This window comes from Rhodococcus sp. IEGM 1241, assembly GCF_033142365.1.
Taxonomy (GTDB): domain Bacteria; phylum Actinomycetota; class Actinomycetes; order Mycobacteriales; family Mycobacteriaceae; genus Rhodococcus_F; species Rhodococcus_F erythropolis.
The window spans coordinates 442331-454865 of the sequence record NZ_JAWLSE010000001.1; the positions used below are offsets into that span (position 1 = coordinate 442331).

A 12535-nucleotide genomic window follows, 5' to 3' on the forward strand; every position below is an offset into this window, starting at 1 on the left:
TCGATTCGTCAGATGGCTACCGTTGTGAAGGAAACAAGCAGCGAGTCTGAAACACTGACGTTTCACCGGATAAGGGTTCGGTGGGGAGCCAGGGGAGGTTCGGATGGCCAGGCGAGCGGATTCGACGCCCGCTGATGGCGCCTGCGCTGGTGTCGGGATGCCTCACTGATGAACCGTCTGAGTCGATTGAGTCGGCAAGATCCTGCTTCGGAGACCGACTGCAACAGCCTGTTTCGCCGTCAGATCGACGAGGCTGCGGCCGTCGCGCCGTTCGCCAATCTTGCGTACATGGCGAGTTTGGTCGTGATTCTGACCTACACCGTCCCGCCTGGACGTCAGACGCTCAGGTGGTTGGGCGGCGCCCTCATCTTTCTTGTCCTCGCGAATTCGATTCGAGTATGGATACCGCTTCGCTGGCGACCGTCGAAGCACACACCGCGCTACGACTACGTGGGTCTGCTCGTCGAAGTGATCGTTGTCGCGACACTCGACGTCGCACTTTTTGCCCTGCTCTTTCACGACATGGACGTATCCCGCGACTTGGTTCTGATCGCGACGATGGCAGGAATCATGGGCGCCGGGACCGTGACGTTCTCCAGTCTGAGATCGGTGAGCCTGACCTGGATCTACATTCACGGCCTCGGCGTCTTCACTGTTCTCATCGTCCACGCCGAACCCCACTTTCGCGTACTTGCGATTCAGTTGTGCATCTACATGTTTGCGCTCACCGTAGGGGCGGTCTATCTGTCGGCCTCGTTCCAGAGACGTTGTCTCGCAGAGTTTCAGGCGGAATCCGAGCGTCAGACTGTGGCGTTGTTGCTCGACGGTTTCGAGGGCGGTTCCCGCGACTGGCTGTGGGAGTGCGACACCAACGGCCGGTTCTCCCACACCTCGGCACGTCTCGCCGAGGTCGCAGGTATGACGGTGGACGAGTTGCAGCAACTCACCTTCGGGCAACTCCTCACCAGACTCCAGATCGCGTCGAGTCCGGAGGGGCGTGCGGCCGCGGCCCAGATGATCGACAAACTCGAATCGAGTGCCCCCTTCCGGGACACCGTCGTGCCGGTGCATGTCGACGGTAGGCGACGCTGGTGGTCTCTTTCCGGTAATCCACGGGTCCTTGAATCCGGCGTGATTCTGGGTTGGCGCGGTGTCGGTTCCGACATCACGGAGAGGTATGTCCACGAGCAGGAGATCCTTCGGCTTGCGGCCACCGACTCGTTGACCGGGTTGCCGAACCGTCGTGCGTTCGGTGTGGCGCTCGAGGAAGCGATCAATTCTCGGGCGCCGGACAAGCAGGTTCTCGTCGGGATTCTCGACCTCGACAATTTCAAATCGGTCAACGACACCCTTGGACATCCGATCGGGGACCAATTACTTCTCGAAGTCACGAAACGCCTGCGCAAGGTCGTAGGTTCGGACATGTGCTCGCGGATGGGCGGCGACGAATTCGGGCTGATCGTCTGCACGTCGTCGCGCGACGATCCCGGGGTGATCTTCGATCGGTACCTGGAAGTGCTGCACGAACCATTCTTCGTCGAAGGCAATCGAATAGAAGTGCGGGCCACGATCGGTTACTCCAGCGCGCCCGAGGATTCAACAGACGCCGACGGATTGGTGATGCTGGCGGACCTGGCTCTGTACGAAGCGAAGTCGACGGGGCGCAATCGAGTAGGCAAGTTCTCACCGCTGCTGCGGGCGAGGGCATCGGCGCGGGCGACTGCGCTCCACGAGCTGGACAGAGGGATCGAGGAAGGGCAGTTCGATCTCCACTATCAGCCTCAAGTCGATACTCAGACCGGTGAAGTGGTGGCCTTCGAGGCTCTTCTGCGGTGGAACCATCCCAGCCGCGGCCTCATCGGGCCCAGCCAGTTCATCTCGGTGGCGGAGGAAACCGGAATGATCATTCCCCTCGGTGCGCAGGCAATGGCGATGGCGACCGCGGCTGCTGCGGGGTGGCCGACCGGAATCGGCGTCTCGGTCAACGTTTCACCAGTGCAGTTGGTGTCGCGAGAGTTCGGTGCGATGGTGAAGAAAGCTCTGACGGATTCGGGCTTGGCGCCGCATCTGCTGCAGCTCGAAATCACCGAGACAGGTGTTGTGGACGATCGCGCGATCCGGGATCTCTACAAGCTGCGTGAGCTCGGGGTTACCGTCGCACTCGACGATTTCGGGACCGGCTATTCTTCCTTCGCCACGCTCCAGAGACTTCCAATCGACGTTCTCAAGATCGATCGCATGCTGGTCACCGACTCGGACGATCCGAAGATGTCCGTGGTGAAGTCCATCGTCGAATTGGCCGCGGCCCTCGGTATGAAATCGTTGGCCGAGGGCGTCGAGACCATCGAGCAGTTCCGCCGCGTTCAGTGGGTCGGGTGTGACCTGGTCCAGGGTTATCACATCAGCAAGGCTCTGACCGCTGAGCGCGTCGATGTGTATCTTGCCGCCACGGACACGGAAACCGGGCGCAGCGTCCACCCACTTACGTGGCTGTGAATCAGATCTGAGCCGAGCGGATCGTATTACCGCCTGCCGCTTTCGCTTGATACATCATCGAATCCGCGACATTTGTCGCCGCCAGGATTGCGGAAGCACCGCCGCTCCACGCCTTCGATTCGGCGGTCATCATCACAGCTCCGACACTCACCGTTGTGGGGATCGCGTCGGAACAATCCGACAGCGCCGCGTTTATCCCTTCGATCAACAGGGTTGTCGATTCGGGATCACCGGCAATGACAGCCAGATATTCTTCTCCGCCCGTACGAGCGATGATTCCGTGTTCGCCGAGATGTGTGCTCAATCGGTTCGCGGTTCTTCTGATGACATGATCGCCTTCGGCATGACCGTGAAGATCATTGACCGTCTTGAATTTGTCGATATCGACGACGACGAAAGCGAGAGACGAAGAATCGTCTCGGGTGCTCTCGAAGAGATCGCCGACTGCCCCTTCCAGTCCCCGACGGTTGAACAGGCCAGTGAGGGGATCCAGGTCCGAATACTGGGCATCGCGGTAGAGAGTGCGCCAGGTCAGGTGCGCAAAAATGGGAACGAGTGTGACAGCTCCGAAAAGAACGGTGCCACGGGCCAGAAGCGTCGTGATATCGACGTCGCCCTCTAGATAGGCAAGAACAAAAACGGTAGTCGTGATGGTCGTCGACCAAACGACATGAGCGACAAGCCACCTTGCGCTGACAAAGAGCGTCGCAAAGGTTCCGGTGACTGCGAAGACGGTGCAACCGAACGTCGCGGACGAGCGATCCGGCACCAGAAGGACTGCGGCCGCGATCCCGAGATCTGCGAATATCCCGAATGCAAGCAACCCCCGGCGTCCGGGAAATGGTTGTGTGAACCAGCACGCGGCGATTCCCACACACGTGCAGATCATGAAAATCGAAAGAGCTTTGCCGAGAGTGGTCGGCGGCGTATCCGGGCCGATCAATTTGTAGAACGCGGAGAGTCCGAAGATGATCGTCATCATTCCGAGCAAGGTTCGGAAGATCGGAATGATTGCTCGGCCGGATCTCTGGTGCTTTATCCACTCGTAGTCGTGTGGTTCGTTGAACCATTCGTGAAGTGTTCGCCAAGAACTGTGCCCTTCGGAGGCGATGACAGGGCTCGGCATGCTGTCTATTTTGCCTTGAATTTAGGTAAAGAGAAAATCTGTGTTCGACCGGTTCCACCGGTTCGATTTTTTTCGGGGAAGAGGTTCTCTTATCGAGTCGAGCGCTTACTCGATGCTTGTTTCGAGCGTTGTCGGCACTGCTTTGCTTGTTGGCCGAGATAGTCCCGAGCTATCCGACTTTTCAAGTACAAGACCTTTTCATGCGCTAGGCGACGAGGACGACACCCAGTAGGACCCAGAGTGGGCGAAATTTCGTTGGGACGGATAGCCGGATTTCAGATTTCCAGTTATTTCGCGAAACTGCCGAGGAACCGCTGCAACAGTGGGTTGTAGATCTCGGGTGCTTCCCAGAACGCTGCATGCCCGACTCCCGGGATCACGTGATACGTGCCCTCCCAGAGATTCGCGAAGGTCAACGACGCGACATACGAAGTGTTCACGAACGGGTCCTCGGCGCCGTCGATCACCGCGAGAGGCACAGACGCCGTTGCAACCAGGGCCTTCTGATCTGATTCGCGGCCCGCGCCGAATGCGTCGAACATGATCTTGCGAGCGCGCCCGTCCGTGCGTATCGCGGCGTCGAGGGCTGACTGCTCGAAGGGAACGGCGGTCATCCGTGCGTAGAGTTCGGCTTCCTGCGCGGTGATGACCTCGGTGCCGCCGATGGACAATCCGTCGCCGGCATTGAATGCGTCGCCGAGCGTCTCGGGATTTGCCGGTGGCGTACCGGTGATGACGACTCCGGTGAGCCCGGGGAATTTCGCGATCAACTCGAGGGCGATGTGTCCGCCGAGCGACCACCCGACGACAACCGCTCGTTCGACGCCGAGTTCGGCCAGAACATCGACGATGGCGTCGGCGTAACCGTTCTGCGTGTACGCGGCTTCGGGTTCGCTCGCGTCCTCGGAGTCGCCGTGGCCGAGCAGGTCCAGAGTGATCATGCGGTAGTCGCCCGCCCAGCCGGCGTCGACCTGATGACGGAAGATGGAGCGGCTGGCCGAGTTTCCGTGGATGAAGACAACCGGGAAACCATCGGTGGCACTGTCGTCGACTGCCATGACGCCATGCCGGGTTTCGATCTTGGTGGTTGTCATCGGAATCCTCATCGTTCGAAGTGCACGGTCAGCGGGTATCCACGCTACCGGGCATATGCGGCATAGAGTTCACCCGTGGACTTCGCATTGCGCTCGTGCAGTTGGCACGGTCACGAGACCTACGCTCCGGACGAACCTGAGCTGCGGGGGCGACTACATGTGGACACTGCGGTGGGCCAGGCATGGCGGTGCCTACGTTGCGGCAACTTCGTCCCGGGAGCGCCGCGAGCGTCCGGGCCGGCGGACGCCGCTCCCGAGGTTCCGCGGGGACGGCTGCTTCGCGACCGGTTGATCATGCGACTTCTTGCCACCGAGAGAATGTTCCGCGCTCTGGGGTTGGTTCTTCTGGCGATCGGGGTGTTCAAACTCAGATCGTCGAAGGGGCGCGTCGAGGACGCCTTCGAGAACGAATTGCCGTTGATCAGACCATTGGCCCGCCAGCTGGGTTGGAACATCGACGATTCCAAACTGGTCCATCACATCGAGCAGGCGTTTTCGTTGTCGGCGACGACGCTCACCTGGATCGCGGTCGGTCTGTTGGTCTACGCGGGCCTGCAAGTGATCGAGGCCGTCGGGCTGTGGATGGTCAAACGCTGGGGCGAGTACTTCGCAGTGGTGGCGACCAGCTTGTTCCTGCCCCTCGAAATCTACGAATTGACCGAGAAGATCACGTGGTTGAGGGCCGGGCTGCTGCTGGTGAACGTCGCCGCCGTCGTGTGGCTGATCTGGAGCAAGCGGCTATTCGGTGTCCGCGGCGGCGGCGCGGCGTATCACGCCGAACATTCGGAGGAGAGCCTGCTGACGGTGGAGCGGGCCGCGGTCAAACAGGCTTCGTGAGACCGGCTTTCGACGCGGCAGCACCAGCCAGTGTTGCTGCCCCGATCGTGATCATGGCGGCGAGGAGGATGGCTGCGGGTTCACCGTCGCCCATCACCCCCAATTGAGTGCCCACCGTCACTGCGGCAACCGGTACTCCCAGTTGTGCGGCGGACAGCACGCCGAGCGGGAGCGGAAGACCGAGGACGCGTATCGCGGCGTGAACCACGAGAGTTGCTCCGCCCAAGACCAATCCGAGCCAGATGGCGGACGGATGGGTGGCGAGGTCGCGCAGATTGATCGCCGCTCCCAACCAGACGAAGAAGAGGGGCGCGAAGAAGCCGTCGGTGATCGCGAAGAGTTGTTTGGCGAGACGGCGGGGTTCACCGATCGCGGCCAGGACAAGTCCGAAGGCGAAGCCCGCGAGCATGATCGACACGTGAGTGCTGGAGGCCAGCGCTGCCAGAGAAAAGAGGATCACCAGATTGATCCGGAGTTCGAGTGCAAACTTTCGTTTCTCCGAGAACTTGTGGAGCCTTCGCCAATGGCCGGACCGGTGGAAGGCTCGCAGTACGAAGAACAAGGCAACCGCACACGCCGCCACCGCCAGTGCGCCGACACCGGCACGAGGGGCATTGTCCGGATCGATCACCAGAGGCAGCGCGACAATGCAGACGGTATCCGCGATCGCGACCTGGGCAGTCATCTGCAGAACCGAGGTTCCACCGAGCCCCAGCGAATCGACGATGGGGAGAATCAACGCCGCGGACGACGACGCGATCAGGACCGCGTACAGCGCGGCGTGACCGGTGCCGAATGCCGTCGCCGCACCGTAGCCGGCAACAACCGACAGGAGTCCGACGACAACCGAACGAACGGCACCCTTGCCGATTGCCGCACGAACTGCCGGATCGCGGACCGGGACGTGTGAGCCGGCCACCATCATCGTGAGCGCGAACCCGATATCGGCCAGGAACGTGAAAGTCTGGTCCGAAGAGTCGAGCAGCCCGAAACCGGTGACACCGAAGACGACGCCCGCGGCAAGTTCGCCGACCACCACGGGGACATGCCAACTGACGCGAGCGCCGAGCAGCGGACCGAGGATGCCGGCCAGCGCGACGAGGGCAAGGATGCCGAAGGTCATCGACGACCTACGGCGTCACTGTCGAGGGAGCGATCTTTGCAGGGATGCCGGTGTTCTCGTCCACGTGGTAGCTCGCACAGACACGGTGGTAGCCGTCGGCGATCTGCGCCGGTACTCCGGCGCGGAAGTCTCCCTGCACCAGCAGGATCGGAGACAGCGCGATCCCCTTGCGGATCTTCTTCAGGTCGGCAGCAACGTGCGGGTTGTCGACCGGGAGCAGGGGTAGCCCGGCGGCCCGCAGGATGTCCTTGGCCTTCTTCGAGACCAGCGTCGCCGTCTTGAGGGCGTACACGAGAGCTTGGACCTGAACCGGTGTCGCGCCCAACTGGAGGTAATCGCGGGCCGCCGGGTAGTCGTGCTCGTCCGGCAGGTCCTTCCAGAGAACGGCAGGAGCCTTCTCGGCTACCTTCGGCTCTGCTGTCTTGGGAGCCTTCGGCTGGGCTGTCTTGGGAGCCTTCGGCTGGGCTGCCTTCGACGTTTTGCTCTTGGCCATCTGTGCTGTTTCCTTCAGTGTCGGTCCGCGAGTGGAGCTGGTGCAGAAATCGTGCACTATCAGCGCCGCAGGCACCACATCGGAGCTGTTTGGCCCCCTAGGCGGCGGGTAATCAGCAGACTGCGGGGGAACGAGCAGGAGGCGAAGCAATGAAGCGGATTCTCGCAGTGCTCGCAGCGCTGATCCTGGCGGTGTTCGCACTGACCGCGTGCAGTGACAACAACGATTCGTCGGACAACGATTCGGCCGATCACGACGGCATGGCGATGACCAGCATGGCGATGACCAGCATGCCGACCAGTATGTCGATGCCGAGTATGCCTCTGGGTATGTCGACGCCGGGAGCGTCGTCGATGGGAATCGTGATCAGCGGTTTCGGATATTCGACGCCGGAGTCGGTGATGCCCGGACAGGTACTGACCATTCAGAACAACGACACCGTCGAGCACTCGGTCACGTCCGATACCTCAGGGTTGTTCAACGAGGACATCGAAGCGGGTGAGACGGAAACCATCACGGTGCCGAACGAGCCTGGAACGTACACGTTCCACTGCACCTACCACCCGAGTATGCGCGGCACCTTGACGGTCAAGTAGAGGTCGTCCCCGTCCGGCGTAGCTTTTGCTGCGGAAACTTCGGCGGCGCGCACCCGATCAGGCTGGTGGAGAACAGATCCGGGTGTACGGTTTTCAGGTGCGCCGGAGAATTGCGATCAGTGTCGTCACGCTCGTGGTTTGTGCCCTCGGCTTTTCGCCGCCGGCGCTCGCGGATTCACCGAACGGCTCGTATTCGTCACAGCTGCTGTACTTCTCGGTCGATGTCGGGCCTGAACTCTCGACTCCGTGCACCGTCGTCGGTGAACTTTTTGTTCCCGACGGCGTCGATGCGGACAACCCAGCGCCCGCGATCCTGACCACCAACGGGTTCGGTGGTTCGTACAAGGACCAGATTCCCGCGCTGCAGAACTTCGCCGAGAACGGGTATGTCGGACTGACGTATTCGGGATTGGGTTTCGGTGGCTCGAGTTGCAAGATCACACTCGACTCTCCCGCGTACGACGGCGTCGCCGCCTCCCAGTTGGTCAGCTTCCTCGGCGGCCAAGAAGGGATTGCCTTCACGGATCAGGCTCTGACGCAGCCCTATCCGGCGCTCACCGCGGTGGTACAGGACTCCGTCGATCACACCGGTGCACCGTCGACGAACGACCCGCGGGTCGGAATGACGGGTGGCTCCTACGGCGGCGGGATTCAATTCGCCGCCGCGAGTGTCGATCCCCGTATCGACACGATCATCCCCATGATCACCTGGAACGATCTCTCGTATTCTCTGGCGCCCAACAGCACGGGAATCATCTCCGGTGTGTCGACAGCGGAGCCGGGAGCTGCGAAGGTGCTCTTTGCATCGCTGCTCTTCGGCGCGGGCATCGCGAATCCCGGTGTGGACGGCTACATCGCAGATCCCGCACGGCTACCCGGCTGCCCGAACTACGTCCCTTACATGTGCAACGCGATCGCCGAGGCGGTGGTGACCGGCGACATCGGACCGCAGGTAGTGAGTGAGCTCCGAGCGTCGTCGGTCTCGTCGTTCGTCGACCGGATCAACATTCCAGTACTGCTTGCTCAGGGACAACAGGACACCCTGTTCGATCTGAACGAGGCAACCGCGACTTACGACGCGCTGAAGGATCGTGGCGTCGATGCCAAGATGATCTGGCATTCGTGGGGGCACAGCCATTTGGCCGCTGCGCCCGGCGAATTCAGCTTCTCCGCTCCCGACGAAGACGCGCAATACGAAACCGGTCGCTTCATGGACTGGTTCGATCACTACCTCAAGGACGAGAACACGGAGACGGGACCGGAATTCGCGTATTTCCGTAACTGGATCGACTACGAGGGAAACGCGGCGCCGGCATACGCGACGTCCGACACCGTCGATGTCGGGACCGCCCGCGCCTTCCATCTGTCCGCTGACGGGGGACTGCTGCCGGACGGCACGCCGGTGATACCTGGTCCGAAGACGATCGTCACGGCACCGGGTGGGCTGCCGACGGGCATAGAGCCGCTCAATATCAATCCGGCCGGAAACATTCCGAATGCACAGATTCCGGGAACCGAGGCGCTCTGGACCACTGCGCCGATGACCGAGGCGATGGACGTGGTGGGAGCCCCCACTGTGACGCTGCGTGTTGCGGCGCCCGGACAGCCGGTGGTGTTCGCGAAACTCTACGACGTGGCCCCGGACGGAACTTCCTCGCTGATCAACGGACTGATTGCGCCCATACGCATCAGTGATCCGTCCCAGCCGGTCCCGGTGACGATGCCGGCGATAGTGCATCGATTCGAGCCAGGGCATTCCGTGCGTCTCGCGATCACCGGTGGCGACATCAGTTTCCGTGGGGGACTGCAAGGTATGCCGGTGACGATCTTTGCCGACGGTTCCGGCCCCCTCGAACTTCCCGTCGTGAGCTGAAACACCGTGGGCTGAATTTCAGCGAGAAATGGTTCGACTGTCGCCGCGGAACTCGGCCACGACGGTGTTGCCGTTGCGAACGGTCACGTCGTAGATCCCACTTCGACCGCCTCGTGCCTTCTCGGTGGCGATCGCGGTCAAGGTGTCGCCCAGACGGGTCGGACGTAGAAATCGGATGTCCGCGCGCGCTGCAACGGCTGAATCCTCGTAGCCGTTGCAGGCGAGCGCAAACGCGGTGTCCGCGAGCAGGAAAACATAACCACCGTGTGTGATTCCGTGACCGTTCACCATGGTTTCGCCCACGGTGACGGTCACGGTTGCGCTACCGGGCGCCAGCTCGGAAATGTCGATACCGAGTGCCTGCGACGCCTGGTCCGCGTCGAACATCTCTCTGGCGGTGATGCTTCCTGTACTCACGAGACAACTCCTGTGGGATCGGAGAATTGCAGGGGTCTAGAGGACCGAGACAACTTCCTGGACGTACATGTCGACTGTGCCGGTGGCAAAGTTTGCGACATCTTTTCCAGCGGCGCCCATCTCCGGGGACTTCAGGCCGCTCTGCATCGTCTCGAGATCGGGAAACACCAGGTTGGCGACGGCGTAGAAGACTGGATCGGAGCCGTCAAGCGTCGAGCACTTGCTGAACGTGAAGTCCGAGAGTCCTGGCACTGCGCTGGCGAGCGGGACGTGGATCTCGTTGTAGTACTTGTCGAAAGCCTCCGGATCGGTGGGGCGTCCGTAACATACTGCTACTCGATAGGTCATGTGCTTTCAATTCCCTTCGGGGCGAGTCTTGGCTACCAGAGTCAGGACGTCGTATGTCGCGACCGGATCGTTGTCCTGGTTCGTCACCACGGCATCCCAACGAACCTCACCGTAGTCGGCGCTGCTGCGAGGTGTGATGGTCTTGGCTGTGAGGGTGACCGTCAGGCTGTCTTCGGCTTTCACCGGGGTCAGGAACCTGAGGCTGTCCACGCCGAAGTTCGCGAGAACCGGGCCGGGAGCCGGGTCGACGAACAGACCGGCAGCGAGTGAGACAACCAGATAGCCGTGTGCGACGATGCCGCCGAACAGCGGGTTCGCCTCTGCGGCGACAGGATCGGTGTGTGCGTAGAAGGTGTCACCGGTGAACTCTGCAAAATGATCGATGTCTGCGAGTGTGACCTGGCGCGGACCGCCGACAACGGTGTCGCCGATCTTCAACTCGGCAAGACTCTTTCGGAATGGATGTTCGGATCCGGTCGTGCGCGCTGACCCGGTGAACCAGCGCTCGCCGACCGCGGTGAGCACGTCGGGTGTGCCCTGCACGGCGGTGCGCTGCATGTGGTGCAGAACTCCGCGGATGCCACCCAGCTCCTCACCGCCGCCGGCACGGCCCGGACCGCCGTGAACGAGGACTGGAAGGGGAGAGCCGTGGCCGGTGGATTCCTTGGCGTCGTCGCGGTTCAGGACGAGCACTCTGCCGTGAAAAGCTGCGAGGCCCAGCACCAGTCGACGTGCGATGTCGGTGTCGGCAGTGACCACCGAGGCGACGAGGCTTCCCTCGCCACGGGCCGCGAGTTCGATCGCATGATCGATGCCGTCGTATCCGATGACGGTGCTGACGGGTCCGAAGGCCTCCAGCTCGTGTACCTCGTGCGCATTCTCTTCCGCCCGGAGGAGGACAGGGGAAAGGAAGGCCCCTGACTGGCCGTCGGCACCGATCACGTCGACGTTGTCCGGGTCTCCGAATACGATAGTTGCCGACTTCGTCAGACCGCGAATGGATTTCAAGACTTCATCGCGCTGCTCGATGCTGGCGAGCGCACCCATCGTGACGCCGTCGGCATCGGGGTGTCCCACGACCACTTTGTTCAGTCGCTCGGATGCGGCATCGACAACGGCGTCGACCAGCGAGACCGGCACCAGGGCGCGCCGGATCGCCGTGCACTTCTGACCCGCCTTGACTGTCATTTCGGTGACGAGTTGTTTGACGTACAAATCGAATTCGGGCGTTCCTGGTACGGCGTCCTCGCCAAGGATCGACGCGTTGAGTGAATCGGCCTCGGCATTGAAATGGACGCCCTTGCCGACGACGTTCGGGTGAGCACGCAGCGTTGCGGCGGTGTCGGCGGATCCGGTGAATGCCACTGAGTCCTGCCCGTCGAGGTGATCGAGGAGGCCCCGTGCACTACCGGAGAGCAGTTGGACGGAACCCTCCGGGAGCAAGCCTGATTCGATGATGCGCCGGAAGACGAGTTCGGTGAGATATGCCGTGGAACTGGCAGGTTTGACGATGGACGGCACACCCGCGATGAATGCCGGTGCCAGCTTCTCCAGGAACCCCCACACCGGGAAATTGAAGGCGTTGATCTGTACGGCGACGCCGCGGCGTGACGTATAGATGTGTTGCCCGAGGAAAGTTCCGCCCTTGCCCAGAGCTTCGACGTTTCCATCCAGAAAGACTGTGCTGTCGGGCAATTCGCGCCGAGCCTTGCTCGCGTAGCTCAGCAGGGTTCCGAATCCACCGTCGATGTCCACGCCGGAATCTCGCGTCGTCGCGCCGGTGGCAGTGGAGAGTGCGTAGAACTCGGCTTTTCCTGCCATCAACGTGAGGGCGAGAGCCTTGAGCGCGCCGGCACGTTCATGGAAGGTCATCGCAGACAGTGCAGGCCCGCCGACCTCGCGTGCGTACGTAACCATCTCGGCGAGGTCGACGCCGGTTGCGGAGATCCGGGCCACCTCCGATCCGTCCACTGCGCTCGGCAACGGGGTACCTGCGTCCGGTGCGGTGTACCAGCGACCGGCTACATAGCTTTCCAACAGTCTGCTCACGACAACTCCATCTCACCGTACGTTCGGTCGGTAATTACGATCGCCCGGTAACGCCGCGTTGTCAAGGATTCGGCAGAACTGCC

The 12535-nt window shown here is 61.7% G+C and carries 11 protein-coding genes; 4 read left to right on the forward strand and 7 right to left on the reverse strand.

The annotated features are described in order from the left end of the window. Positions 1 to 168: 168 nt before the first annotated feature. Positions 169 to 2496 (forward strand): putative bifunctional diguanylate cyclase/phosphodiesterase, encoded by a 2328-nt coding sequence (locus R4P70_RS02015; RefSeq protein ID WP_256063948.1) that lies wholly within the window; start codon positions 169 to 171, stop codon positions 2494 to 2496. Position 2497: 1 nt separating this feature from the next. Here R4P70_RS02015 and R4P70_RS02020 read toward each other — a convergent pair whose 3' ends face one another. Then, positions 2498 to 3622, reverse strand: coding sequence for a GGDEF domain-containing protein (locus R4P70_RS02020; protein WP_317830310.1), 1125 nt, complete (start codon positions 3620 to 3622; stop codon positions 2498 to 2500). A gap of 287 nt (positions 3623 to 3909) precedes the next feature. Further along, entirely contained in the window at positions 3910 to 4716 is an 807-nt protein-coding gene (locus tag R4P70_RS02025; RefSeq protein ID WP_317830311.1) for an alpha/beta hydrolase, read from the reverse strand. 75 nt (positions 4717 to 4791) lie between these two features. Between R4P70_RS02025 and R4P70_RS02030 the strand changes: the two genes are divergently transcribed. Then, positions 4792 to 5553 carry a DUF2127 domain-containing protein gene (locus R4P70_RS02030; protein WP_031333849.1) on the forward strand — a complete coding sequence of 254 codons (762 nt, stop codon included), beginning with the start codon at positions 4792 to 4794 and terminating at the stop codon, positions 5551 to 5553. Here R4P70_RS02030 and R4P70_RS02035 read toward each other — a convergent pair. Both R4P70_RS02035 and R4P70_RS02040 read right to left on the reverse strand, forming a co-directional pair. Continuing rightward, a complete protein-coding gene (locus tag R4P70_RS02035) occupies positions 5537 to 6676 on the reverse strand; it encodes a cation:proton antiporter (protein ID WP_317830312.1) in 1140 nt (379 codons plus the stop codon). The two genes, R4P70_RS02030 and R4P70_RS02035, sit on opposite strands and share 17 nt — an antisense overlap. A gap of 7 nt (positions 6677 to 6683) precedes the next feature. Next, positions 6684 to 7046: a hypothetical protein gene (locus tag R4P70_RS02040; protein WP_317830729.1), complete on the reverse strand. Its 363-nt coding sequence runs from the start codon at positions 7044 to 7046 to the stop codon at positions 6684 to 6686. Positions 7047 to 7318: 272 nt separating this feature from the next. On the opposite strand from R4P70_RS02040, the gene R4P70_RS02045 reads away from it, so the two are divergent. Together R4P70_RS02045 and R4P70_RS02050 are read left to right on the forward strand one after the other, a co-directional pair. Further along, positions 7319 to 7765, forward strand: a complete 447-nt coding sequence (locus R4P70_RS02045) for a cupredoxin domain-containing protein (protein WP_080910340.1) — start codon at positions 7319 to 7321, stop codon at positions 7763 to 7765. Positions 7766 to 7847: 82 nt separating this feature from the next. Beyond that, positions 7848 to 9638, forward strand: a complete 1791-nt coding sequence (locus R4P70_RS02050) for a CocE/NonD family hydrolase (RefSeq protein WP_397509835.1) — start codon at positions 7848 to 7850, stop codon at positions 9636 to 9638. Between the two features lie 18 nt (positions 9639 to 9656). Here R4P70_RS02050 and paaI read toward each other — a convergent pair whose 3' ends face one another. From paaI to paaZ, 3 genes are all read right to left on the reverse strand, one after another. Then, the gene (paaI, locus tag R4P70_RS02055; protein WP_317830730.1) at positions 9657 to 10025 is read right to left on the reverse strand and encodes a hydroxyphenylacetyl-CoA thioesterase PaaI; all 369 of its coding nucleotides are present in this window, start codon (positions 10023 to 10025) and stop codon (positions 9657 to 9659) included. Positions 10026 to 10091: 66 nt separating this feature from the next. Further along, the gene (locus tag R4P70_RS02060) at positions 10092 to 10403 is read right to left on the reverse strand and encodes an EthD family reductase (protein ID WP_003943191.1); all 312 of its coding nucleotides are present in this window, start codon (positions 10401 to 10403) and stop codon (positions 10092 to 10094) included. A gap of 6 nt (positions 10404 to 10409) precedes the next feature. Continuing rightward, positions 10410 to 12452, reverse strand: a complete 2043-nt coding sequence (gene paaZ, locus R4P70_RS02065; RefSeq protein ID WP_317830313.1) for a phenylacetic acid degradation bifunctional protein PaaZ — start codon at positions 12450 to 12452, stop codon at positions 10410 to 10412. Between the last annotated feature and the right edge of the window lie 83 nt (positions 12453 to 12535).

Coding starts and splice junctions, on each gene's coding strand:
- paaI (WP_317830730.1), bottom strand. CDS start 10,025: ATGTTCGACGCGGACCAGGCGTCGCAGGCACTCGGTATCGACATTTCC.
- R4P70_RS02020 (WP_317830310.1), bottom strand. CDS start 3,622: ATGCCGAGCCCTGTCATCGCCTCCGAAGGGCACAGTTCTTGGCGAACA.
- R4P70_RS02060 (WP_003943191.1), bottom strand. CDS start 10,403: ATGACCTATCGAGTAGCAGTATGTTACGGACGCCCCACCGATCCGGAG.
- R4P70_RS02025 (WP_317830311.1), bottom strand. CDS start 4,716: ATGACAACCACCAAGATCGAAACCCGGCATGGCGTCATGGCAGTCGAC.
- R4P70_RS02045 (WP_080910340.1), top strand. CDS start 7,319: ATGAAGCGGATTCTCGCAGTGCTCGCAGCGCTGATCCTGGCGGTGTTC.
- R4P70_RS02015 (WP_256063948.1), top strand. CDS start 169: ATGAACCGTCTGAGTCGATTGAGTCGGCAAGATCCTGCTTCGGAGACC.
- R4P70_RS02035 (WP_317830312.1), bottom strand. CDS start 6,676: ATGACCTTCGGCATCCTTGCCCTCGTCGCGCTGGCCGGCATCCTCGGT.